Genomic DNA, 24,131 nt, shown 5'->3' with positions numbered 1-24,131 from the left:
GAATATGAACCATCTTTAGGAGCTCGCCGTATGTTGTTCGAATTGCCACTCGTATACAAAGTGACCGGAGTGAAGCACGGCAACCGTCGTGCGACAGCCCACGACGTCGTAGAGATGGTCGAAGTCGATTTCGCGGTGGTGGCCGAAGATGACGCGCCGATCGCCGTGGAGTGGATCGCCCACGTTCCGGAAGGCCTGAAGGTCGAAAGCCAGATCGGGTATGCCGCTCCCGGCTTTTCGCCTGCCCCACCCGACGGGAAACTGCACACGCGTCTGATCAACGCCCGCCACATGTGTCCAGTCGTCGGTATCGACATGGCGGGATGGATCGGCCCCTTGGTGGACTCGGCACTCTTGCAGGAAAAGAGGGGTGTTGGCGTATGGCGCGACATCTTTAACCTGGGAAACCTTCCAAGCGGAACATTTGAAGGTATCGAAAAGCTTGGGAAGAAGGGGCTGGTCCCGGTAACGGCAGTGGAGACGACCTTCAAGACCGTCGAAAAGACAACGCGAGCGCAGGCCTTGGCGGTATTACGCCAAGCGGTTTCCGATTGCGCGTTCGTGAACGACACTCTCTATCGGCTATGTTCCGAGCCGAAGGTCATTTTCTGCGAGGTAAACGTCAAGGATGAACGGGGAGTCCGCCGAAGAGGTTGCATCCCGTTCATATCATGCGATCCAGACCATGCCGCCAAATATCTCGGATTTAGCGGGATAGGCTACAAGATTTCAGACCTAAAAAGCTGGAAGTCGATGGTGCGCAAGTGTAACGGGTTGAATCGACAGTCCCCAGGGCTTTTCGAACCCCTCTACCGTGGTCGTGCGCCTATCATCAACGACATTCTGGGCGATCCGGACTATCGGTTCATGCGGGACATCGAGGACAGAATGAAAGCGTTCGTGTCAAAGGCTGGTGAGTTGCGTTTGCGGGAGATGTCTACGGCTGTCATTCGGGCGTATTGCTCGGTTGTCGACGCGAACGCTACCCTGCGTCAGTCGGGCGGCTTGGACGCCTTGGAGACCGCCCTCGCCGACTTGGTCGATGCAGCGCGATCAGGTCCCTACGTGGAACGGACCTTGGCAGAACAGGCGGGAGCGATCCAAGAGCTCCTTGCTATGCGGCCTGTCGAAATAGGGGCTATCGTCCAGCAAGTTAGGACGTAGGACGACGTGGAAATCAATTTAGGATTTTCGTCATGCCCCGCCATCGCTCGAGCCCATGGGCTATCTGAACCGACGATTGCCTGCGCGACGGCTTCAGTCAGTTCGAAACACCCGAGGCCATCAAGAACGGGGTCTGTTTTTAAGTGGTCTACCACCAGGTAATGATTAACCAAACACCGCATAGTCGCTTGATGTTCTCCGAATGTTCGCTAGAACGCAGAGGACCGCAGCCAAGGAGATACTTATGCGAGACAAAGACTATGATTTCCATTCGATCACGTTGTCTGGGCGCACGTTTGTTGGGTCAATGTCGGTGGATGGCCCCTACATCTCGGAACAGAACAAGGGTGTTGCCTTGGGGAGCTGCTGTTCGGTAGGACGTGATCAAAACGGCGACTGGGCGATTTTCAAATATCGGGATCAGCACCGCCTTTCGTTGAAGGGACTGTCCGATGACGATGTTGCCGACCTCGTTGTCGAGTTCGGAATTCGCCTTCATGATTCTCGGCCAGAGGAGTGGATGCACTTCTTCAATTCACCAGCCTGGCCGAAATGCAGCGCTTGGATTAACAAACATCCAAGGATTGCCGCCAGATTCGCAAACACCACCCATTATCTTCCAGGTTGGTTTGACAGGGCGATCGCTGAAGGACGGGCTGTCAAGAAGGCGGCGTAAAATCGACCCAACTGCCTTGGCCGATAACTCTAGTTATCGGCCAGCGATTTCTCGCAATCAATCGAAGTCGTAATCGTCTTCGCCGTAATTGGGACTGCGATCCAAAGGGACGTGTTCCGTGAGTTCGGAGGGGATGAGGTTGACCCTGGTCTTCATCTTCCTGAAGTGCGTGGTCACCCACTCCTCGACCGAATCCTCCGTTCCGGCTTTGAAAAAGCCGTCTGGTCCCATCCATCTCAAAATGACATCTGGGTCTTCGCACGACGGATGTAGGTAATCGAGGAAGCGTTGGCCGATCTCGTTGATGGACAACGTCAGCGTTTGCTGGTCGATATCGACCAGTCCGCTTGCTATCAACGACGCTTCGATGCGTTTGTCTCCGCCATACTCAAGAGGAGCGTACTTGTCGGTGCCGTGCCATGTCGCACTATGCGAATCCTCGATCCTGGGGAGCAGTGCTTGGAAGAGGTGGTGGTGTCCATCCCAGCTGTTGAGACCATCTGAGCAGCTAATGGGGCCGATCTTCCTCAGTGCGTAAAGAAGTTGAAGCGCGAAAGGGTGGTCTAGCCCATCGGGGACGAGGCCATCGTTTAGTGCCTTCCACCCGTCCACGATGTGGGGAAAGACGCGCCAGTAGTGATTGTAGTCGTATTTATGGGCCGGTCGTTTCCATCCGCGTTTCTTGGTCGACTGATGCACGCCATCGATGTGATCAATGATGTCAGGCTTGCCATATCCGACGCGAGCGGCACGAAGTGCCTTCATGGCTATCGCCTGAAAATTAATCCTGTACGAGTACATGAGTATCCCGTAGGGGCGTACGCGCCTTAAGATTTCATCGACCGTAGTTTGACGGAACCGATGGTGCGTGAAGGTTATCATGCAATTTGGATTGCCACCGAGAGCGACTTCTTCTGTTTCAGGATCGGCCCAGCCCGTCGCCCGCACGAAGATCGTCTGCTTATCGGTAGAGAAGCTCTCCAGCATTTTTCCCAGCCTGAGGAGATGGTCGTTCATTCCGAGAGGGCCGTAGTGAAACGATTCTGGTTCTAGGGCGAGAACCTCAAAGCGCTCGATGATTTCGGCCGGCTCGGTCAGCGCCGGTCCAGGGTCTGGGAAAATTTTGTTGGCTCGACCGTGGAAGTCGTTTTCCACCGCTTTGTATTCGAAATACGGTTCAGAGACCAACGGGAACATTGTCCATGGCACGTGTCGTGGCATCGCGGTCTTGATCGATGGGAAAACGTTGAACATCGTCAGGCGCGCTGGCCGACCAATATCGGCCGCAACTTCGCTCTCCTTGCTGGAGACGACTGCGGACAGCGTCGAGGTCATGTTGCCAAGCCACAAGGCTTTAGCTGGGCGATTTCTTGGTTCGAGGGCGGCGGCCGAGATATAGGGGTCAATGCGGCGCGGCGGCGCGCATCTGCATGTTGGGACATGATCCGTGCTCCAATGGGAATGGAAGGTTGGGGTCTTGGGCAGATAATCTGCCAAGTTCGAGTGTAGGGTAACCATGGACACCGTCAAACAGCCGGTCATCTATTCTCCCGCGGTCGATCACGCCGGTAAGCTTGCCCCTCGGTTGGCTGCTCAATTATGTCACGGCGGTGTGATGGGTCTCCCCGCTAGAAAATGCATCCCGATAGTTTCAACGCGGATGCATTTGCAATTGAAGACTTCGAATTTCCTGCTATATGTTTTTTCAGGCCGCTGGAGCCGAGGCAGCTTCCCCAATCCTGGATGCTAAACCCCAGCACTTAGATACCCTTTTGCTTTGGATCGTTTTCGATAACCAGGGGCGGAGGTTCGATGGAAGCAAGCCTCAACGCCAATACGGGAATCGAAGACCATGTCAGCCATCTATCTCGGCCTTGCAGATGTACGAAATCTCCTCCTCGCTCTCGGAAAGCCGAGGACGCAGGAAGTCACGCCAAAGGTGGCGCTGGAACTGATCGCCGCCGGTCTCGGGGTGTCTTATCGGTTTCTGACTACCTATACCGACTTGGTTCCGCCGCTGGATCACCACGGGCTTCCACTTTACAAGGAAAGACTGCTTGCGCTGGCCCACCTCGTTTCGACGCACGACACCTCGTCAATGAAGAACACGCAGAGGCTGGATATGCTGGCTTCTGTGTTTGATCGGCGCGCGGATGCCATGATGCACCAGCTCAAGTCTGACCAGGCGACGGTAGGTAAGAACTCGAGCCTCGATGAGGAAAAGCTCGGGCTTCCAGCGACGAAAATCGAAGACGTGTACTTCGAACACAGGGATGTGTGGAAGGAATCTATAGAGCGCTGAATGGCCTCTACGTCGTCGTTGGCAACCAATGGGCCACCCGCTCGGTTCTTGATCCGTCAATGTATCACCTCATCTCGAACTCCAAGGTGAACGTTGCCGCGTTCAGCTTCGGGGATTTCGACATCTGCGGACCAATGCGGGAAACGACGGAATACAAGGCACGAATGGACGGAATTGTTCAGCAGGCCGTCCGGCACAGCCAAGTTCTATGTTTCTACGGCGCTCGAGATGTCTGGGACATGGATTCGGCGATTGCCTATGCGAAGACGCTTCCAACGTTCGTCACGGCCTATTCTGGTGCTGAAAACGGCGTTCAGACGCTTGCCGATAAGAAGCTCGCTGACGCCTGCCTCGATGTGACTTTGCTGACTGTCGAGACGGAGTCGGCGGAACTGGGTTTCACTGACAAGTTGCGTTCAAGCTTTAGGGTTCTCCATATTTGACCGCGCAGGAATTAAAGACGTCGCTTGCTTCTGCGCGGCAGTCCGGTAAGAACATGCTCTGGAAACTGGAGGCGTGACACATGTCGACTTGGCTTGAGCGAAAAGAAGAACGCCGCCGCGAGGCCGCCAAATATCACGGCGTCAAGATGGAAGTCTGCGCCGCCTGTTCCGGGTCTGGCTACTACGACAACACCGGAAGCCCTGCTTGTGGTTCCTGCGGCGGCTCTGGGAGAATGCGTGGGCGTCCGAACGTGTCGTGCGACACGCAGCACGTAGCGGTCTGAGGGAGGGTCAGATGGCGTGTCCGAAGAACAAGCCGAAAGGTAGTTTTGTCTCCCCGCGTTACGACTTCCTTTTTTACTCGGAAGCGTATGCGATCCGCGAGAAACTTTTTGCCCGTGATGTGCCGCTGTGTGTCTGGTGTCAGGAGACTGTCGGGAACTGGCGCTCTGACAACCCGTTTACGGCCGACCACGTGGTGACTTGCCAGAGCGGCGGTGCGTTTGATCTCGACAACCTCGTGATGGCGTGCGGCGCGTGTAACTCTGGAAGAGGTTCTCTGAGTGTCTTCGGGTACATGGTTAAACGCGCGGAGGAAGCAGCACACATCAAGCTGGCTGCGTAGCCAAGTTTCGGCTCGGCCAACACGGGCAACATGTCGACTTGGCTTGAGGGAAAAGAAGAACGCCGCCGCGAGGCCGCCAAATATCACGGCGTCAAGATGGAAGTCTGCACCGCCGGCTCTGCGGTCGGGCTACTACGACAACAGCCGAATCCATGCCTTCGGTTCTTGCGGCGGCTCTGGGAGAATGCGTGGTCGTCGAAATGTGTCGTGCGACACGCAGCATGTAGCAACCAAACGGAGTGTCGGCATGGCCAAGAAGAAAATCAGACCTTATGCCAACGAACCTCATGTCAGCGTCCAATATGCGGTTTGGGACATGGAGCCGCCGACCCCAGAGTCCAGGGGCAAGGTCATGGTGCCGCAGTCCCTGATCGACAAACACGGTCTGCAGGCCGCTTTCCTGTTTGTCAGTGGGTTCCACCATCGCTATATGGGGCTCGTAGAGCATGGCCCTTTCACCATCGACGGCGATCCATTCACACTGACGACTGCGTGAACGCCAGTTGAACCTTGGCGGAGGCGGTCTCGCCAGCCACTGCGTTTTGACAAAAGCCGGGAGAGCCGCCAAAGGTAAGCCTCGAATATATTGGGGTGCTACCGTGAAGGCGAAGCTTAAAGTCCATTATTACGTTTCCGACGGACAGACCCGTTTCCAGGAGCCGGTCGAGGTGGATTTTCGCGAGCCCACGGATGACGAGGCTCCGTTGGCCATCGAGTGTGAAGACGCGACGACCCGTTGGTTCGAAGGACGTCATTTCCGTCGCTACACCTTGAATACCTCTGTCCAGGGTGAACCACATGGAGAACGTAGGGCGGAAGTCATCGTCGCCTACTTGCAGGATCACGATAGGCCGTATGCGCGCGGTTACATGCGCGAAGGCCTGCCGGACGAAGCGCAGCCGGTAGAAGGAACGCTTCTTGACGGCTACTACGAAACAAACCCCATGAGCGCGGATCGCAAGTTCAGCGAGAAGCGGTATCCGGCATTGATCGACGATCCCAAGCGTTTGGCAGCGGTCGAAGGAGCGAGAAGGTTCGCGAGCGACTGTATCGTGGTCGACGGCCAATTCTGGGTGGCCTGCGCGGAACCGAAGCTGGTACTGGACAAGCGCCGCGTGTTTGTCGACACACGACACAGGAGTGCGCCCCTGACGAAGGCGGAGAAAACTCAGTTCAGGCAAACGAACATGAACGATGTTTCTCTCAACTACGGGCTTGTCTACATGACGTTCGGACTACTCGAGGCCGACGATCTGCGCTCCTTGGCGTCGGAATGGAGGATGGCCGCCGAGGTTCCTGACGTCACGATCCATATCCCCGGGTCGCTGTCATGGGATCGGCGTGATGCGCACCTGATATATGCAGGTCAGCTGCTCTTGGCCCAGTGGGAAGGCCGGCTCGAAGTGATACCACCGGATGTCGGGCAATCCCTGTTCAGGATTCAAGCCTGCTTCTGGGGAAAGTCACTTGAGCAGGTGGACCGCGACGCCCTGTCGGACGCGATCGTCGAAGCGGTGGCGGCCCACGGCAGGCACGGGATCGACGTTCGCGTCGCCGCACGCGCTTGCGACGACTGGATCAATCGGCCTATTACGATGGAGCTGGGTTCAGCGCCCGCTCTTCGGTCGTGAATTCGGACATCAACTGGAAAGATGGGCGAGCCGTCTGAGCGCATTGGTCAAACGCTTCACAAGGTGGGTTTTCTGGTCCGCGAAGGTCTGCCTGACCGCTGTCAAGTGGCCAAAGCTACCGGGATCGATACGGGTCCAATCCGGCTTCTCTGCCGTGAACGCTTCAAGCGACACCTCGTGTAGGCGCAGGTCCTTCAGGACATTCATCATGACCATCAGCTGGTACGTGCAACCGTCCTGGAAGGCGGAATTCCGTTCGTTGCGATAGTCGGTGGGATTTATGGCTTTGGCAAAGGAGACCACTTCATCAAGCGACTTCTGGAACGAGGCGATGATCTCTTCAATTCTTCCGAAACCCGTGGCGAACAGGTCGGCAAGATCGCCGTCGATGACGTGGTGCAGGTATCGCTGCCGATCCATCACCCACCGGTGAAGCGGGTCGTTGGGAAAGGCAGCCCAGGCCTCTTCTGTCGACATGGAGGAACCATCCTGGTCAAACATGGACGTAATGCTTGGGTGGTTGATCATGAGCCGCCTGAAGCGGACGGGACCGAGCGCTTTAATGGCATCGATGATATCGGTTGGCCGGGACTTGGCCTTAGTCTCGGAGGTGCGGGTGCTGTAAAGAAGTTCTTCGCGTCCATCTGGATGCGTCAAAACCGCAAGTAATGGCGCGCCGGTTGGGATTTCCTCCGGCTGCTGACTGTCGCACAGCTCCAGAACTTCCTTGGCGATTTCCTCGATGACCGCCTCAAGCGCTGCGGAATACAACTCGGCCTCGCCGTTGCTTTCAGCGCGCTTTACCAGTCTGCTCGTGATCTCTTGGCTGGCCGTGCCGTGGGGGAACATGGTCGCGAGGGCAAGACGAGCGACGGGGTCGCTGCTCGCGGCAGAGATTTTGGTGCGAAGCGCCACATCGTCTTCGAATGTGGTGAAGGCCCACACTTCCGCTGCCGAGAGTTGGCTGAGCCCGCCCAGCCAGCGATGTGGCTCTGATGCGTCGACCGGGTTTGTTGGCTCGTCAGTGTCGCCTGTCTCCTCCGGGGGCAACGAGGCGTATCCGGCGGCAAGTGCCGCCTCTTTGAGAGTTTCGAGGAATTCCGGAATGTTCATTGCCTCGCCATAGGTCGGCCAGCCACGACCGAGAAACCGCCTTGTCACAGCGCCAATGATCCTACCCCTTACTTCCGTGTCGCCCCATCCCCACTCCGCGATATCCGCGACCAGCCGGATATCTTCGGCGAACATGTCGGCGACGTCCTTCTCGGAGAAATCGATTTCCGTTTGGTACCGGATGTAGTCGACAATTTCTGGCATCTGGTCGGCGATATCGATCTCGATCTTCAAGGCTCACATTCCTCGGGTTCTGTTGCTGGAAAATCCGCAGTCGCTGAAGTCTTCTATTTGACTGGCAGCGTGTCAATAAAAAGTTGACGTGGAACAATCGGGCGCACGAGACAAAGTGCGGAAACGATGACCTCAAGCTTTCCGCATGCATCTCGGAAATCGAGATCATTGGGTCGTTTGGCCTCAAGCCAAGCGCCGATAAGTCAGCGTTGCCGAGGCCAAAACGACCGTCGCTGGCCGGTAACGCTCATTATCGGCCAGCGACGTCCACTCCATTTGTGTGATGCGCTTAAACCATGAATTCTCTGTCTCTCAACTGGAGAATTCAAAAATGGGTTATGTGGCCGACTTCGTAACGGGCAGCGCGATACGCGAAGGCGAAACCGCCGTCGCAGTGGTTATCGTTCCGAAGAAGGGCGGTTGGCCGGACCCGATAAAGGCGGCCGCGGTCGACCCTGTCCATGCGCATGATCGGTTCAGCCCCTTGTCGCTGCCTCTCCGCGGCGTCATCAACGACAGGGGGTACTTCGAACCCAATCCGGACCAGCTGGCGTTGGGCCTGCTCCTCGACACGACCGGGTTCGAAACATGGTCCGCGTTCTTCGACGAGGCGTGCGACTTCCGGGGTGCAACATCCGGATTCATGCTCGACGGCGAAAGAACAGTGGCGGGCGTCTCCGTCATGAAGCCGGAATCCTTCGCCTACCTCGTTCAGACGGGCAGAGGCCAGCCGGACGATCCGATGGCGGCCGCCAGAATTCTGATCGACGCTCAGAAGCGTTGGGAAGGACAGCGGGAGACCGAAGGGGTTTCGCTGCTGCACGTGGCACTGCTCCATGGCTCTCCGAGGCCCGGCAGCACGTGGACCACATTGGAGGGCGTGGATATTGTCGTCCCGCCCTGTTCCGTAGGCCTCAGTCACGGCTACCCATGGGAACTGAACGACGCCGCATCGAGACACATCATGGACGTCTATCAATCGGCGCACGCACGCATGACCGTTGAAGAGGTTTCCCTCCTCTACCGGGCGCTCTCCGATTTTCAGGGGTTGTCTCGTGGCCTTCAGTACGTCGGCAAGTATTTCGCGCCGGCCGGTTTCATGCGCCACGACAACTACGCCGCCGTCCGCGACCTGCATTTCAACGCGCTGGTCTCGCTTGTGCATGACGTTTCCGATAGGGCTGGATACGGAATTGAGTCGCGCGGCGAGGAGTTCTTCGACGACATGACGGACCTGATGAGGCGTCTCGACGGCCTGAAGGACCAAATCAGGGAAGAAGTGGCGAAGGCTCGCAAAGTACAGAACGAGATCGGTGACTGGCCAGATGCCGGTCCGGACCAGCCCGCCTCTCGGTCTCCGAAATTCTGACAGGCCTCTATCGATCGGGAAGACAGTCATGCAAATCTCCATCAAGCTACCCGTCATGGCCAGGGCGTTCATCAAAGGCGCTCGTTCGGAATCCAGGCTGCTGGTGTCGCAAGTTCACCAGGTCGATGTCCCGTCCGTTTCCGCTATGGAAACAGAGGTCCCGATCAGAACGGTCGTTACCAATTTTGGAGGGCGCGCTTACCACGGGATGCGCGAGCTCCGCTTACACGACGGCAAGCTCTACCGTTACCTCGGCATCAATGCCCATCTTGGAAAACTGGACGACGGCGGAAAGATGCTGAGCGAAGCCTTCGGCGACTTTGGCTTGAGGAGCGCTGACTTTTTCGCCAGTACAGAAGGGCGATCCGATCGGCGTGATTACTACCCTCTCACAAAGCCGATCCGTGGCGTGATAGAGGACAGGCTTGATGCTTTGTCGATGAATGGCGCGGACATCCGCAACAGGACCTGGCCAAAGCTGTTTGCCGTGCCAGCCTGGGAAAACGAGGCCATGTCGCTCGACGCCGCGATGGATCATGTCCAAGAGGTCAATCGAGACGATCTCGAGGAGGCCTTTGCGATGCACCGCGCTCAGGCCGACCGCCTGCTTATGATCGACAACGAGCTTTGGTACGAGACAACGCCGCCATGTATCGCCGTTGAGACTCAATGGCGGGCTGGAGGAAAGCCAAGCAATTCGGCGGTTATCGTACGCTACCGGCATTTGCCCGAGACTATGGATCACGCGATAACCACAACTTACTATCCCATCTCGGCGTACCGCGAGGCGCACGAAGCGGCAGACGAGGCCAACCGAAAATTCAGGATGGCAGGTGTAGCGGTCCTGACGACGGGATTCGAGCGCGACAACCTTCCTGCGTTTGCGCATGGAGACCATCCGGCGTTCCAGTTTGACCAATCCGAGGACCTTGTGAGGCGAACCGGTCATGCCCTTGCGGTGACCATCCTTCGCAACGCCGTTCAAAGGCCGGACAAGTTCGCCAACGTCGGCGGTGGATGGCTATCCGAGCTGGAGAGCGCTTTCGCTACCTTCAATCCGCTTCTAGGCCGCGACATCGACTACGCTGCGAGACTTCCTGCTCTGGCTGAGACGTTCCTTGCAGTCTCGCCGTACAAAACAGCAGCCCTTTCCATGCTGTCCTACAAGCAAGTGCGCAAGGCGATCGAGGTCGCGGTCGAGCAGCTCGACAACCTGCCGATCAGCGTCCACGGACTGGCGACGGCTCCAGCTCGCGCGCTGTAAAGATGATCGCCTGATTGTTTTACGTTAGGGCGCGGTGCGAAGGTGCGCGGAACAAGGAGACGCCAATGGAGCCAGTTCGTTGAAATGCTCGACGACCTGCCGATCTCCATTCAGGGATTCTCGCTGGGAGGCGCTTCGGCGTTGCCCTGACTAGGTTCGAGGTCGACTCCCAGGATAGCGGCTACCTTCATGACGGCGTCGAATTCCATATTGCGGATTTCGATGATCGACAGCGGCACGCGCTGACGCATCGCGGTATCGATCTCCGCCCATGCGGAGGAAAAGACGGTTCTCGCCTGCGCAAGCCGGCTGCCGCTCTTCATTTCCGCGACTACGGCTTCCTTGGTCATGAAATCCCTGCGCATCAGCGTGCATCCGTCCAGTTGTCGAAAATCTCGTCGAGGCGGTCCAACGCCGTGCCGAACGCCCGCTGAAGGAGTCGCGGATGCGCCTCGTCGACCTCGACCATCCGCCCGCTGTCCGACGTGACGATGAAGTCCATCGTCCTGCGCTTGGGGTCCAGCCTGACGGCCGACAGACGATTGGTGCGGAAGCAACCGGTATCCAGAGAAATCCGGTTGTCCGTTACGATGGGACCGTTCTCGAAGATCGTGTGGCCATGCACCACGACATGATCAGTGGCATTTGCGATTTCGAGGAACGGCCTCCTGATCCAGGTCAAGACGTCCTTGTCCTGTTCGTCGATCGGGGCGAAGCGGTCGACGCCGGCATGACAAAAGACGATCCGACCGTGCGACGTGATCGGGTAGGCGCTCGCGATCATCCGAATGAGATGCGGGTAGTTCGCGCCGATCGCGACAAGAGCGTCCTTCATTTTCAGTTCGGGGTAGAACGAATGGGCGGTCATCGTGCCGCCGTTTTGCTCCCAGTCGTACACGTCGCGCCCGAGGCCCTGGCTGCGGACGGCACCCAGAAACCAGTCGTCGTGGTTTCCAAGATGAAGTCGGGACCCTTCGTGCTTTTCCAGGGTCTGGTGTACGAGTTCCAAGCATTCGCGACTGCGCGTACCACGGTCGACGATGTCGCCAAGGAAGTAGATGACGGGCCGGCCGTTCCAATATTTTGCGTCTGCCTCGATGAACTCGATCATCTTCTCAAGATGGTCGAGGCGGCCGTGGACATCGCCGATGGCGTAGTAAATGGGGTCTTTCATTTATCTCTCCGTGAGGGCGAGACTTTACCCCGGAGTCTAAGGTTATTTCAAGACTTCATTCCGGTGTTGTTTGCCAGGCGGCCTGCTAGGGTTGGTGGATATCAGGGAACAGATACTCATGGAACCGGCAATTTACGAGAAGGAATACCGCGCGATCCTCGAGCGCCTGTCCGAAACGGGTCACATGCGTTCGGGACAGGACATTCGGCAGCTGATCGTCCAGTGTCTTCTGCCCGCGATGATGCGCGATGCCGCGCGTGCTGTATCGCGAGGCCGGGCCGCTCCGGCATTTCTTCCGGGAGACCTCGACCATATCGCGGACTGGCTCGGTTCGGCGATGGCCGCCGAGCTGAAGTGGCTGCGAAACTTAGACCAGGAAGGCGTGCCGAAGAAGTTCTCCAAGCTCGTCACCGTCGAGGACGTGAAGGCCGAGGCCAACAGGGGATTGGACAGACTCATCCGCGACACCCTTTCAAAGCCGGCCGCCGAGGGCGAGGAGGAGCTCGTCGCCGTACTGGCTGACGGATATACCCTGGTATCCCTGATATCGCCGCTCGCGCTCGATCGTGAATCCAAGGAGATGCAGCACTGCGTCGGTCTTGGCGGATACGACGAAGGTGTCCGAGCGGGCGAAATCGCGATCTACTCCCTGCGTGATCGAAGGGGTAAGGCGCACGCGACGATGGAGGTCCGCATACAGGAACGCCATGTGGTCCAGGCGAAGGGCAAGCAGAACCGGTTCCCGGCCAGAAAATATTTCGACCTACTCCTCCCGTGGCTCGCCGAGCAGGGGTACGGCATCAGCCGGGAAGAGCTGGCCGGCGGGTACTTCATGCAGACGAATGGCGTGATCCGCCATGTGGAAGACTTGGCGGCCGGCGAGGAGATCGAAGGGAGCATGACGCTCCGGTTTGATGGCGACGAGGACGTCGATCTCGTTCTGCCCGAGGGCTTGCGGATTTCCGGCGAGCTCTCGATCAGGGCCGAGTACGCGGCCGGAAAGAAAGTCGTCTTCGGTGCGAACACTGTCGTGCGTGGGCAAATGCAGACGACCGCAGCCGTCGTGATGGGAATCGAGAACGTAAGCGCCAACAACCTCCGGATCATCGCGGGAGAACTAAGCGCTGTTCCTGATGGCAGCCGTATCTCGGGCCATGTCTATATTTCCGGCACCAAGATCGGAGACATTCTCGAAAGGGCCGTGTTCGAAGGCGGTCTGGAAATCCGCGACATTGAGAGGTTGACAATACCGTCTGCAATCTCGGTCAGAGGTCCTGTTGTGCTGGCCGGAAGCGAGCTTGTCCGCGTGGAAGAGGGCGTTTCGCTGACGGGAGACATGACCATTCAAGGGGGCCTTGGAGACCCGGTGTTGACGGCCGCCAGAAACCTGTCGGTGGGCGGATCGCTTAGTATATCGGGGTTCTCCGCGTTCCTGTCCGACGGCCTCCATGTCGGCGAGAAGCTTTCGATCCAGTTCTCCGAGCTGGAAAGACTGCCATCGAAGATGGAGGTCGGTGGACTGGCGATTAACCAAGTGAAGGGGGTGTCCGTCATCCCGGCTTCAGCAGTCGTCAATGGAGATGTTTCGATCCTGAAATCCGACATCACGAACCTCGCGGGGCGGCGTGTGTGGCCTGGCGATCTTCGAATCCCGCACATGCAAATCAACCACCTGCCGTTTGGACTGACGGTGGGCGGAACCCTCGAAGTGTCCTGGACCCCGCTTGTCGAGTTTCCGCAGGCCATGCGGATAGCCGGTGGACTGACCGCAGTCGGATGTAAAGCAGGGCGCATCCCTGAAGATGCCGTTATCGGCGGAACGATCGACCTCAGTCGGAACGACGATGCGGGCTTGCCTGACGACACAGTGGTTCACGGCGAGCTCAAGCTCGACGGTTCCTACTTCAAGAGAATGCCCATGGGAGTGAAGGTCGAAGGCATGCTTTCCCTGGGCGAGTTTCCGGTGGACCGGATTTGCCGACACTTCGAAGCGAAATCCTACGTGCTTTCTGAAGCGTTTGTCATCGACGTCTCGGACCTGACCGAAATCGAAGAGAACATCTGGATCGACGCCAAAGACCTGTCGAAGCTGCCTGAAGGAATGACGGTGGGCGAAAAGCTCATCGTCAAGGGAAACCTGGACGGCGCGAGGCTTCCTGACGGGATAACCGTACGAGACTATGTTAGGGTCTTGGATAGCGACGAGGTCCCGCCTTCCTTGATCCCGCCTACGGCGATCATAGGAGGTACCCGGACCAACAGCTTGAGGCTTTGACGGCCGCCGCTCAGGCGCGGCGGGCGAAGCCGAGCCGATCGCCGTCGCCGGGTTCGGGTGGTTCGGCCGACCATGAATAGGCGAGTGCCACGAGAGCCCAAATGTCCAGCGGGAAAACGCACCGTTGCCAAGTCGCCAGCGCCCGGATTTCCGCTGTGATGTCGGAACAGCAGACGACCGTGACCACGAGCGCGGTCATCAACATCAGGTAGCGGACCCACGCCGTCTCAGTGCGGAGAGACGCTGCCTTGACTGCGTAAGCCCTGAACAAGTCGGCCGACCAATCCTTCTTCGCGTCGGTTCGCAGGCTCCCGTTGTTTTTCCAGAACCTGATCGTCCAGAGCACGCAGACCCCGCAGACAAACAGGTAGGTTGGATCGACAGTCACGCTCATGGCGAGGAATGCGACGCTCGAGACGGCGACAGTGCATAGGGCGGGCCAGAACTGGACCGCGAGCGGACTGACGCCGAAACCGTTGTAGGCAAGGCGCATCGCCTTCTCGGCCCAATGCAGCAGCAGCTCGTCAGGCGACCAAATGACGTCTTTCATTCTCGCTCTCCACACCCGCTCGAGTTCACTAATTATGGACGTCGATCGCCTTGAGGCAACGCTCCGAAAACGACGTCTTGGATTTATCTCGAAAAAAGTAACGAGTTCTTCAATTATTTTGTTGACAGCGATGCATCAGGTCTGCAATTTACGCCCACACCGCACGAACGAGTTCTTGGATTAACGAACCGCACTCGTCGGGGGACCAACGCAAACCGCCGCAAAGGCAACGGGGATAATGACCATGACCGCAACCATACACGCTCTTTCGAACCTGCTCTCCAACGGCGTAGCCGCATACGCCGACCATGACATGACGATCGGCCTCAAGTCCAACATCGCCCGTGACGCCCTCAAGCGCGCCAGCGATTTCAAGACCGTCGCCGACTGCATCTTCGAAGCGATGGCAAACGCCTACGAAGCATACGACATGGGTCAGACCCCGAAGGTCTGGCTGGAAGTCAAGCGCAACGGCAAGGACACCACGGTCATTATCCGCGACAAGGGTGTCGGCATGTGCAGCGCAAAGGGCCTCGTCCGCTTCTTCTCGCTCCACCTCAAGACCGAGCGCCGTGAAAACGGCCTGAACATGCGCGGCTACAACGGCACGGGCAAGATCGCCGCCTTCAAGTACGCCGGCCGCATGCAGGTCGAAACCGTCAAGGACGGCCTTCGCAACGTCGTCGTCCTGACCTCCGAAATCCTCGAGCAGGCCGCCCGCGACGAAGTCCAGCCGCTCGCGCAGTTCCTCGTGAAGGACCAGCCGACCACCGACGAGAACGGCACGACCATCACGATTTCCAAGATCAAGAAGGGCTTCAGCTTCGGCGCTGAAACGCTGCGCGATATCCGCACCAAGCTCTCCTTCGAGCAGATGATGTGGATGAAGAACGCCGAGATTTACCTCAACGACGAACTGGTCCTCCCCGAGACCATCAAGTCGACCGAACAGTGGTCGATCCAGTCCGAGTGCGGCAACTTCTCCGGAACGATATACTTCAACGAAGACCGTCCCTACATGCACGAACTGCCTGCCGTCTACATGAGTGCAGGCCGCGTATTCCTCGCCCGCGAACAGTTCGGCATGGAAGGCAAGCGCTTCCGCCAGAACGTCCACGTCGAAGTCGGCACCACCGAGGACTGGGCCGTCGAACACTTCTACGACCGCCGCGAAGCCTTCGTTGCCGAAAGCCGCGATCTCAAGCTCAAGCTGAACAACAACCCCGAAGCTCAGGCATACGCCGACTTCGTCACTGCCGAAGTCGAAAAGGTCATGGCCGAACTCGACCGACGCGAAGACGAGCGCCGTCGTCAGACCATGAACGAATTCCAGGCGAAACTGGAGCGCGACTTGTCGAAGCTCTTCTCTAACCTCGTTCTTCTTCAGGGCGGTACAAACGCTCAGGTCGATCGCGCCGAGCGCGAGGAGGCAATTTCCGAGCAGATCGTCAAGCTTCACAAGCAGGAGCAGAAGAAGGGCGAAGGCAAGCAGAAGACCTCCCTGATCAGCTTCGAGTTGACCGATCTTCCAGAAGACCAGGAGTTCCTGGTCGACTATGTTGCCAAGCGGATCAAGCTCAACCGCCAGTTCGCGACGCTCAAGGCACTCGCGACGTATGCTGACAGCGCCGCCTACCACCTCGCGACGCTCGAGACAGCCTCGGCGGCATTCTGCGACCTGCTGGCCAACAACACGGTCAACGAGGCTTTCGCCGACACCACCCCGTCGATCGCAGAAGTCATGGAAACCTACTCTGCTGCTAGCGCCAAGGTCCGCAAGCTCGCCGCCACCATCACGCCTCAGCTGTACGTCCGTTGCGCCAAGGCCGCCGAAGTCAACGCCTGATCTGCCGGAAAAGGAAGACCCCGATGACACAGACATCCAACGAAATCGCCGTCGGCCTTGTCAAGTCGGGCGTCTTCCGCGAAAACTGGGTGGCCGATCTCGGCCTCTCCATCGAAGACATGGCCTCCATCGCCGCCGAACTCTTCGACACCGCCCTCACCTCCTTCTCCAGTGGCTGGTACGCCGTCATTTCTGATGCCACGGTAGCGGGCCGCACGGTCCTCAGGATTGCCGGTGCCATCGACGACGAAACCGTCCCGACTGGCGACATCGCCGAAGCCATCATCAAGATGGTGAAGTACGGCGTCATGGAACGCGGCGGCAAGCGCGATCGCAAGCTGGGCGAGGCAATCGCAGAGCTGTTCACCATGGCTCCCCCTGAAGACCTCGTCACTGCCATTTGCACTGCCATCGGCGCAACGTTTCGTGGTGGCCGCTTCGACTTCTCCGACGTCGACCGTTTGGTGGAGCCGGTCAGCATCGCCGAGCGTGACCTTCTCGTTAAGCTGTCCATCCGTCCCGAAGGGCATGCACCGACCTGCTGGCTCAGCCGCCGCATGAATTCCCGTCCGAGCCGCACGACCGTCGACTACACCCTCCTGCCGTCGGTTCCGTTCGTCCTCAAGTCCGACAAGGGGCCTGCCCGCCTCCTCGGTCGCACGGTCTCCGAAGAAGAGCTGGGCCGCGGTGCCGGAGAAACTTTCGTCGCCCTCACGCACTCCGAATGTCGCACGAGGATCGCGCTTGAATACCGCGTCAACGAGGAGGCTGTCGAGGGTAACTCCTTCAACGTCCGCCCCGAATGGCGCGACTTCGTCAACGGCCAGTTCATCGAGGTCAACACTGGCAAGACCGTTAAGTACGACCGTGACGGCCGCGACGCCCGCAAGCTCGTCGGTGTCGGCAAGGTGATCCGTACCTGCTATCCGAACTACGAGGTCGGCGAAAGCGCTTTCGTTGTCATCGACCGTGTCGCAGGCACCGCTTCCATCGAGGTCGGTCAGCGCTATCTCCCTTCGTTCGACGCGCGCATCGCCGATCTCCTGGCGAACGGAATTACGCCGCGTCAGCCAGTTTCCTTCCCCGTGGCCGCCTGATTGGTGGCCCCCTTGGCGCGGCACTCCGGTGTCGCGCCTTTTTTTATTCAAGCAAGCGAGACTTACTATGCAGGCGTTGTCACGAGCGGTGTCCAAAACGGAGCCGACCATCAAAATAGACATCTATATCGCCGGAGACCTCGAGCAGGCGAAGCAGATATGCCGCAAGTGGACGCTCGAAGTCGGGGCCTGCGTCACCGTCGAGGCTGTCTCCTATATCTACAGCGGCGGCGAAGAGACCGGGGTCCGCGTCGGCTTCATCAATTATCCCCGTTTCCCGACCGACCACGAAACGCTTTTCAACAGGGCAGCCGACCTCGGTCACGTCCTGATGACGGGTCTTTGTCAGCTGTCGTTCTCGATCGTGTCTCCGGTCCGCACGGAATGGGTTTCCCGTCGGCCGGAATAATGACGTTCGTCCAAAGGAAATCGGCGGTCGTTATTAATGAACTCGCTATCCGGCGGTCCGTTGATTAACGAAGGATTCACCGCTCTCGCCCCTGACATAGATGGCGGTGGCGGGAGGGCCGCCCACCCGTGTCCTGGAATGGTACGGTGGCGTGCTGATGCATATTTGCCGCACTGAGTTCTTTCCCCGAATTTGGCTATTTACATCCCACATCGCGCTCAGTATGAGCCACATCGGAATTTGGCGGAACCGTGGCGTTCCGCAAACAGTGGGGTTTGTAAATTGAATACACGCATTGCATTGGCTCTCGCCGCTTCGGTCATCTCGGTTCTTGACGTCACCAGCGCGTCTGCGGGCGGTTTCACCTATGGCGACGCTGATATCTACATTCTGCTCGAAGACGGCAACGTCGTTACCCGCGACAGCGTGACGTTCGTCGATCCGAACCGCAAGTACGACAAGAAGCCGGGCCTCCCCGGCCTTTCCCCTGCCCTCGACGGCAAGGAATTCTCCGAAACCTACTGGGTTCCTTCGCTCGCCGCGAAGTTCGACATCAACGACCAGTTCTCCTGCGCCGGCACCTACACGATCTCCAACGGTGGCGCGTCGGATAACGGTGGGGTCATGGATTCCCGTGGCAAGCTCAAGGAAAAGTTCACTACCGACGAATACGGCCTCACCTGCGCATATCACATGCCGGTCGGTCCGGGCCGCCTGACGATCCTCGGTGGCGCGTTCTATGAAGACTTCAACTACGATCTCTCGGCGATGACCTTCGTCGCGCCCGGCGTGATCAGCCCGCTCAAGGTCGACCTCGGCGACGGTGCCTTCGGATGGCGTGCGGGCGTTGCCTATGACATCCCGGAGATCGCGTTCCGCACGTCCCTGGTCTATCGCTCGGGCACGTCCTTCGAGGCCGACGGCGACGCGGACTTCTCTCGGATCGGTCTGACGGCACCCGCCGCTGGTTGGGGCGAACTTCCTCAGAGCGTCGAACTGAAGGTCCAGAGCGGTATCGCCCAGGATTGGCTCGCTTATGGTTCGGTCAAGTGGACTGACTGGTCGGTCATGGAACGCCTGCACCTGAAGTTCGGTCCGTCCGACTTCTACAACGAATACCACTGGCGCGACGGCTGGACGATTACGGGCGGCGTCGCCCACAGCTTCACCCCGAACATCGCGGGATTCGCGAGCGTCACCTACGATCGTGGTGTTTCGACCGGATGGGACCTCTATGGCGACACTGTCGCCTTCGCTGTCGGAACAGACATCAAGGACAAGTTCGGCGGGAACCTGAACCTCGCGGTCGCCGCGGCATGGTTGGAACCGGAACAGGAAACGAAGTACGGCCCGCTCAATGCGTCGAGCCAGAGCAGCTGGGGGTTTGGTCTCCGTGCTCAGTACCGGATTGCCTTCTGACCGGGTAAAAACGACATCGACGGGCGGCCTGGCGGTCGCCCGTTTTTTTGTCCGCAGACTAGGCCAGCGAAAGCAGGTACTGGCCGACATGCCAGTAGAGGGTGCAGGTCAGGACGGACGATGTCGCGATGATCGCGTATCCGCCCATGCGCCAACGCCAGGCCTCACCGAAGGGACCGTGCGCATCGGGGCCGAAATCGATGACTGGGCATGCAGAATTCAATACGTCGAGGGTCATCCGCGCATCCTTGAAATCTTAACGAAGTCTTAACAGGATTATTTCCTTTTTATCGGTAGTCGTCAATTAATTTAGGACTTCGTTGGGAGCTGAGTTTTGATTTCAAGGACTCGCATTCCGACCAACAATGTTGCGCGCATGAGCCGATGCGGCTAAGATCAGGAAAATACTGGAAGTTATGGCATGACAGACAGATTCGATTTCCCCTACTCGCTCGTTGACGGCGAACTGTTTCGAACGGACAGCAAGGGAAACCGGAAGAGGCTCTGTCACAGGGGCGGCAGTGTCGCGCTCGCCTACGACACCGAGGACGGTGTCCTTCATCATCACGGAGAATACAACGACGTCAGCAAGTGGTTCGACGAAACGCGGGCGAAGCTGTCGAAGTCACCGTCGACAATCGGGCTCGCCGACGCGTTGACCCTGGTTTCCATGCCTCTCGAAGACGAATGCGTCCAGGAGGTGAACCGTTGCATCGCGGTCACCGGTTCCGTGATGGGGATCGAGAAGCGGCTGTCGCCGCTTTACGGCTTCGGCGCTCCAGGGACCGGAACATCGTCTACCTTCGGTTCGAACCGCGAAAGTGTGTGAAATCCGAGCGGGCCGACGACGGGGTAAATGCCGTCGTTCTCGATGATGTCGCCCACCATGCTGCGGCGGACGGATCAGCGGGGACAACCGTTACTCCTCTGGCCGGCCGGGCAATGCCTGGTACAAAGCGGGCTCTTGTTGCTTGCACGCGCCGCCCGGAGTCTGTTCCGGACAATACCTAGCAGACGGAAGTAACGAACATGGGCGTTGGAGTTTCCCAGGAGACGCGTGGAACAGTGGCGAACGACATCTACATGAAGGTGTTGAAAGACACCTATGCCGAGATGCAGGCGGCCAGGCAGCTTACGCCGCGTCACCAGGAGTGGTTCAACGGGGTTGTCCGCGGTTCCACGCCTCAACAGGGGGATTCGCTCGAGAACGCCGTCGCCAAGGCGGTGGCTGCCAGAATGAAGACCGTGTTCCTGGCGTTCGGAGACCGCAAACATGCCGAGTTCACCGACAAGATGCGCTTCCGCCACAACATGGTCAAGTCCGTCGACGCAGGTCTGATCCCCGGGTATTTGAGCCATGGCATTTGCCGCTTCGGCGAAGTCAAGGAGAAGACCGCGAAGACATACGAGACGATCCGCTTCTTCGTGACGAACGGCGACATCGAACTAAGAACCGACCAGCAGCGTTATGTGAAGCTACTCGACAGTTCTCGCGACAAGATCATGTACTACGGCGTCGCGCAGACATTCGACCGTTGCGGCAATCTACTCGGCTTCAACAAGGACAGGGGTGAGGACGGTGTCATGTTCCTGACGGACGACAAGCAGGAGGCGCTCTTCCAGATCGCCGCCCTATCGACCGATATGACAGCCGACTACTTCCGCAGCATCGCTGTCCCTGCCCAACCAAAAGCCCAGGCTGCTGCAGCCCCGAGGTTCTGACCGTCGGGACTTATTCCTTCACGCTCATCCCGTATTCGTCGGCGACGCATGCACTGACCGCCTCGGCGACGGCGATGGTGTCGCAGGCATATAGGCCGGAGCAGGAAAAGCTGTTCAGCTCGACCACCCGGCCGCGATCTTCGGAAAGCGCGACATCACAGGTGTAGACCGTGTCCGGTTGCCAGTCGCGGCCCGCGACCTCTCTTGCGATTTCGTCGCAACGAATGTCGGTGGCTGTCGACGGCGTGAACCCTTCCGCCCAGCCGTAGGTGCTTTTCGCCACCACCTTGCCGTCCGCGATGACGTAGCGGCATTCGAGATCGATCGGCTTGGCGCTGGCGACCACAATCAGTTCTTCCAGACCAACGCCTGACAGTCGTTCGAGGCAGGACATTTCATACTCGAAGCTACCTGCCTTCACCGGAAAGCCCGTGAAGGACTTGGTGACCCTGTCGGGGCGCACGAATACGTCACCTGGTGGCGACCGGCGACGCTTGAGTTCTCCGAACGGCAGAATGTGGAAATCATCGTTCAGAAGAAGGTCTCCGAGGTGTGCCGCGAAGCGGTGGAACGACAGGTTTTCGATCTGCATATAGGAGCCGGGTCGGGGAACGGTCGGGTTGGCGCTTGAAAGTACGTGCCGAACGAAAGCGTAGCTGCCGTAGGCCATCACGGCTCGCTCTGCCAGTGACGGCAGCTCTCCGCTGAGCTTGCGTCCGCGCGGCTCGAAGGAATGCCGGGAGACATCGCAGCCGGCTTGGGTCAAAGCCTCGGCGAATGTCGGACCGCTTTGGGGCGTCGAGCGTTCTAGCAGGTAGTTGTCCAGTACCCAGAGCGGTTTCATTGGCGTCTTCCTTTTTTCCTGTTGATCATACGGAACGCCAGACAGACAGGCAAGGTTTCGCGTCAAATCCTGTTGACGGGACGATGTGACGTCTTGAATAATCATCGGGACAACAAATTCGGAGACGGTTATGAGTGTGGACCAAAAACTGCTGGAGAGACTGTGCAAGTCGCTCGCCTATCATGTCGTCGAGACCGAGATTACCTTTCAGTTCATGACACCGCAGGAGCCGGAGATCGCCGACCGGATCGCTGAAGCCAAGGCGCTTGTCGCGGAGGCTGGTTTCGATTTCGACGTGATCTATCCGCTGGCGGACAGGCCGGCCGCCGTGTTGGCCGAACACGTCAACGGAATGTTGGGCGCGGGCTGCTGAAGACATCAGGGAAAACCATGACCGCAAAATCCACAAGCCTCGCGCTCATCGACATCGAGGCCGAAGAAAAGGGTCGTCGCCTTGTGTCGGCCGAAACGGTGGCGATGGTCGGTGAAACACTCGGTGTTGTGCCGAAGGTTCCAACCGTTGCGCTGCAGGGAAACCTTCGGACATCCGTCGAGGCCGTGCTCGGCCCGCACGCCGCTCTCACGGAACATGAGCTGGGGGCGATCCGCCGCGCGGCCGACATATTGCCCTCGCCAGCGCCGACAGACAGCTTCGTCTGGGAGGCGGTAAAGCGTCCGGCCGACGTCGATCCGCTGGTCCGCGCCGTCATGATCTATCACCGCTTCAACGTTCAGGCCGTCGCCGTCAGCGAGAAGATCGGCGCGAACGACGCCTTCCGGAGCTTTGTTCGTCGCTTTTCTAGCGGTGACGAGACAGAACTCCGCGTCGTGCTCGATGCGGAGCGTCGGCATGTAGACCGCATCAGCTCTTTCATGGAATTCGTCGGCGCGTTCGTTGAGAAGGCCTCCTTGGTGTTCGAAGGCGACGAGTGGACGATCGGTTCGGTTCTGGTACTCACCGCCGCGGTCGGTGGCTTCCTCCATAGTCGTGAAAGCCTGTCGGCCGGCTGGGAGCTCCCCCACATGCCGTCGGACGAATGCCTCGACGCGGTGGAAGGCCTTCGCGTCGAACTCGCCTACGCCGCGAGAGAGGTCCGCGAGAGCCACGGCATCAACCTGCTTGGCTATTCCTTGTCCGCTCTGTCCGGCATTCGCAGAAGCCTGTTCGACGGAGGCGCGGACTTCCGGATGGCGATCTCGTCCTTCGGCGTCGAAGAGGACGACGACGAGCGGCTGGTGGCGCTGGCGCGCAATGTCCGCATATTCCTCGAAACCTGCGACAGGCTGGAGCAGGCCCTTGCCGAAGGCGGATACGGCGAAGCCGACATGCCGGCCGTCATGTCGCACGTCCTGTTGCGAAAGTACCTGATAGAGGCTTCCGATGCCACCGAGGTTTCCTGGAACTCGGTCAAGGGCATCCTGCGGCCGCGCGCCTCAGTGTCGCCCGAGCAATTCACCGACCTTCTCGCGTCGCTGGAATCGGATACGTTCTCGGCGAAGCTGGACAACGTCAGCCGGGACCGCGGTCAGGCCATCTCCAACGTCGTTCTCGCGGCCGAGCATTACGTCTATTCCCGACTGTATTGGATTGACGCGGGCGAACGTGTCCTGTCCTGCGATCCGGGAATACGGATCGTCGATCTGCGTTCCATCCTCGAGATGGAGCCGGAAATCCACGGCAATACCGAAATCCTGTCGCGCGCCGGAGCCATGGACAGGCACGACGTCGCGGTCCTCGAACAGCATCTGGAATGGATGATCGGGGTCTACGGAATGCCTGTGTCGAACGCCGCGATCGACCGCATCATCGCAAGCAAGGGTGTGGCTCTTGAGGGTCTCCTGACAGAGCCGTGATTGAATGGGCGACGTTTTGCCCATTCGCTATTGGCCTGGGCGGAGTCAAAAAGAGACGAGAACGAGGCCAGAGAGCGGCGGATCGCCAAGCTCAATGACCTCAACTCCAAAATTCCAGTC

General features: G+C 58.6%; 26 protein-coding genes. 19 read left to right on the top strand and 7 right to left on the bottom strand.

What is annotated here, in order from left to right; genetic code table 11:
* Nucleotides 1-30 precede the first annotated feature (30 nt).
* Entirely contained in the window at nt 31-1,164 is a 1,134-nt protein-coding gene (locus tag FHT76_RS01775) for a hypothetical protein (RefSeq protein ID WP_259183934.1), read from the top strand.
* A gap of 244 nt (nt 1,165-1,408) precedes the next feature.
* Complete coding sequence (locus tag FHT76_RS01770) at nt 1,409-1,840, top strand: hypothetical protein (protein WP_259183933.1); 432 nt, start codon at nt 1,409-1,411, stop codon at nt 1,838-1,840.
* Nucleotides 1,841-1,897: 57 nt separating this feature from the next.
* Here FHT76_RS01770 and FHT76_RS01765 read toward each other — a convergent pair whose 3' ends face one another.
* A complete protein-coding gene (locus FHT76_RS01765) occupies nt 1,898-3,175 on the bottom strand; it encodes a hypothetical protein (RefSeq protein ID WP_259183932.1) in 1,278 nt (425 codons plus the stop codon).
* A gap of 517 nt (nt 3,176-3,692) precedes the next feature.
* On the opposite strand from FHT76_RS01765, the gene FHT76_RS01760 reads away from it, so the two are divergent.
* The 6 genes from FHT76_RS01760 to FHT76_RS01735 all read left to right on the top strand — a co-directional run bounded on the left by FHT76_RS01760 (nt 3,693) and on the right by FHT76_RS01735 (nt 6,841).
* Entirely contained in the window at nt 3,693-4,142 is a 450-nt protein-coding gene (locus tag FHT76_RS01760; protein ID WP_259183931.1) for a hypothetical protein, read from the top strand.
* Nucleotides 4,118-4,585: a hypothetical protein gene (locus FHT76_RS01755; RefSeq protein WP_259183930.1), complete on the top strand. Its 468-nt coding sequence runs from the start codon at nt 4,118-4,120 to the stop codon at nt 4,583-4,585. The genes FHT76_RS01760 and FHT76_RS01755 overlap by 25 nt, the downstream gene beginning before the upstream one ends.
* Nucleotides 4,586-4,665: 80 nt before the next feature.
* A complete protein-coding gene (locus tag FHT76_RS01750; RefSeq protein ID WP_259183929.1) occupies nt 4,666-4,869 on the top strand; it encodes a hypothetical protein in 204 nt (67 codons plus the stop codon).
* 11 nt (nt 4,870-4,880) lie between these two features.
* A complete protein-coding gene (locus FHT76_RS01745) occupies nt 4,881-5,210 on the top strand; it encodes an HNH endonuclease (protein WP_259183928.1) in 330 nt (109 codons plus the stop codon).
* Nucleotides 5,211-5,457: 247 nt separating this feature from the next.
* Complete coding sequence (locus FHT76_RS01740) at nt 5,458-5,706, top strand: hypothetical protein (protein ID WP_259183927.1); 249 nt, start codon at nt 5,458-5,460, stop codon at nt 5,704-5,706.
* A 103-nt stretch (nt 5,707-5,809) separates the two neighbouring features.
* A complete protein-coding gene (locus FHT76_RS01735; RefSeq protein ID WP_259183926.1) occupies nt 5,810-6,841 on the top strand; it encodes a hypothetical protein in 1,032 nt (343 codons plus the stop codon).
* Nucleotides 6,842-6,850: 9 nt separating this feature from the next.
* Here the strand turns inward: FHT76_RS01735 and FHT76_RS01730 are convergent, their stop codons facing one another.
* Nucleotides 6,851-8,188: a hypothetical protein gene (locus FHT76_RS01730; RefSeq protein WP_259183925.1), complete on the bottom strand. Its 1,338-nt coding sequence runs from the start codon at nt 8,186-8,188 to the stop codon at nt 6,851-6,853.
* Nucleotides 8,189-8,519: 331 nt separating this feature from the next.
* On the opposite strand from FHT76_RS01730, the gene FHT76_RS01725 reads away from it, so the two are divergent.
* Nucleotides 8,520-9,557 (top strand): hypothetical protein, encoded by a 1,038-nt coding sequence (locus FHT76_RS01725; protein ID WP_259183924.1) that lies wholly within the window; start codon nt 8,520-8,522, stop codon nt 9,555-9,557.
* Between the two features lie 28 nt (nt 9,558-9,585).
* Entirely contained in the window at nt 9,586-10,821 is a 1,236-nt protein-coding gene (locus FHT76_RS01720) for a hypothetical protein (protein ID WP_259183923.1), read from the top strand.
* Between the two features lie 110 nt (nt 10,822-10,931).
* Here FHT76_RS01720 and FHT76_RS01715 read toward each other — a convergent pair whose 3' ends face one another.
* Nucleotides 10,932-11,186, bottom strand: a complete 255-nt coding sequence (locus FHT76_RS01715) for a hypothetical protein (RefSeq protein WP_259183922.1) — start codon at nt 11,184-11,186, stop codon at nt 10,932-10,934.
* Nucleotides 11,186-11,995, bottom strand: coding sequence for a metallophosphoesterase (locus tag FHT76_RS01710; protein WP_259183921.1), 810 nt, complete (start codon nt 11,993-11,995; stop codon nt 11,186-11,188). Before FHT76_RS01710 ends, FHT76_RS01715 begins: the two co-directional genes overlap by 1 nt.
* Nucleotides 11,996-12,113: 118 nt before the next feature.
* Here FHT76_RS01710 and FHT76_RS01705 point away from each other — a divergent pair, with 118 nt between their 5' ends.
* Entirely contained in the window at nt 12,114-14,270 is a 2,157-nt protein-coding gene (locus FHT76_RS01705; RefSeq protein WP_259183920.1) for a PcfJ domain-containing protein, read from the top strand.
* A 10-nt stretch (nt 14,271-14,280) separates the two neighbouring features.
* Here the strand turns inward: FHT76_RS01705 and FHT76_RS01700 are convergent, their stop codons facing one another.
* Entirely contained in the window at nt 14,281-14,820 is a 540-nt protein-coding gene (locus tag FHT76_RS01700) for a hypothetical protein (protein ID WP_259183919.1), read from the bottom strand.
* Nucleotides 14,821-15,064: 244 nt separating this feature from the next.
* On the opposite strand from FHT76_RS01700, the gene FHT76_RS01695 reads away from it, so the two are divergent.
* From FHT76_RS01695 to FHT76_RS01680, 4 genes are all read left to right on the top strand, one after another.
* Nucleotides 15,065-16,666, top strand: coding sequence for an ATP-binding protein (locus tag FHT76_RS01695; RefSeq protein WP_259183918.1), 1,602 nt, complete (start codon nt 15,065-15,067; stop codon nt 16,664-16,666).
* 23 nt (nt 16,667-16,689) lie between these two features.
* The gene (locus FHT76_RS01690; RefSeq protein WP_259183917.1) at nt 16,690-17,763 is read left to right on the top strand and encodes a hypothetical protein; all 1,074 of its coding nucleotides are present in this window, start codon (nt 16,690-16,692) and stop codon (nt 17,761-17,763) included.
* A gap of 88 nt (nt 17,764-17,851) precedes the next feature.
* Nucleotides 17,852-18,172 carry a hypothetical protein gene (locus FHT76_RS01685; RefSeq protein WP_259183916.1) on the top strand — a complete coding sequence of 107 codons (321 nt, stop codon included), beginning with the start codon at nt 17,852-17,854 and terminating at the stop codon, nt 18,170-18,172.
* Between the two features lie 282 nt (nt 18,173-18,454).
* Nucleotides 18,455-19,591, top strand: a complete 1,137-nt coding sequence (locus FHT76_RS01680; protein WP_259183915.1) for an OmpP1/FadL family transporter — start codon at nt 18,455-18,457, stop codon at nt 19,589-19,591.
* Between the two features lie 58 nt (nt 19,592-19,649).
* On the opposite strand, the gene FHT76_RS01675 is transcribed toward FHT76_RS01680, so the two are convergent.
* Nucleotides 19,650-19,829 carry a hypothetical protein gene (locus FHT76_RS01675; RefSeq protein ID WP_259183914.1) on the bottom strand — a complete coding sequence of 60 codons (180 nt, stop codon included), beginning with the start codon at nt 19,827-19,829 and terminating at the stop codon, nt 19,650-19,652.
* A 183-nt stretch (nt 19,830-20,012) separates the two neighbouring features.
* Between FHT76_RS01675 and FHT76_RS01670 the strand changes: the two genes are divergently transcribed.
* Together FHT76_RS01670 and FHT76_RS01665 are read left to right on the top strand one after the other, a co-directional pair.
* The gene (locus FHT76_RS01670; RefSeq protein WP_259183913.1) at nt 20,013-20,420 is read left to right on the top strand and encodes a hypothetical protein; all 408 of its coding nucleotides are present in this window, start codon (nt 20,013-20,015) and stop codon (nt 20,418-20,420) included.
* A 200-nt stretch (nt 20,421-20,620) separates the two neighbouring features.
* Nucleotides 20,621-21,313: a hypothetical protein gene (locus FHT76_RS01665; RefSeq protein ID WP_259183912.1), complete on the top strand. Its 693-nt coding sequence runs from the start codon at nt 20,621-20,623 to the stop codon at nt 21,311-21,313.
* 10 nt (nt 21,314-21,323) lie between these two features.
* Here the strand turns inward: FHT76_RS01665 and FHT76_RS01660 are convergent, their stop codons facing one another.
* Entirely contained in the window at nt 21,324-22,157 is an 834-nt protein-coding gene (locus FHT76_RS01660; RefSeq protein WP_259183910.1) for an ATP-grasp domain-containing protein, read from the bottom strand.
* Nucleotides 22,158-22,287: 130 nt separating this feature from the next.
* Here FHT76_RS01660 and FHT76_RS01655 point away from each other — a divergent pair, with 130 nt between their 5' ends.
* Together FHT76_RS01655 and FHT76_RS01650 are read left to right on the top strand one after the other, a co-directional pair.
* The gene (locus tag FHT76_RS01655; RefSeq protein WP_259183909.1) at nt 22,288-22,530 is read left to right on the top strand and encodes a hypothetical protein; all 243 of its coding nucleotides are present in this window, start codon (nt 22,288-22,290) and stop codon (nt 22,528-22,530) included.
* A gap of 17 nt (nt 22,531-22,547) precedes the next feature.
* On the top strand, nt 22,548-24,011 hold the full coding sequence (locus FHT76_RS01650) for a hypothetical protein (protein WP_259183908.1): 1,464 nt from the start codon (nt 22,548-22,550) through the stop codon (nt 24,009-24,011).
* The last annotated feature ends 120 nt before the right edge of the window (nt 24,012-24,131 follow it).

The organism is Rhizobium sp. BK176 (genome assembly GCF_024808055.1).
This window is presented reverse-complemented; position numbering and strand designations above follow the sequence as displayed.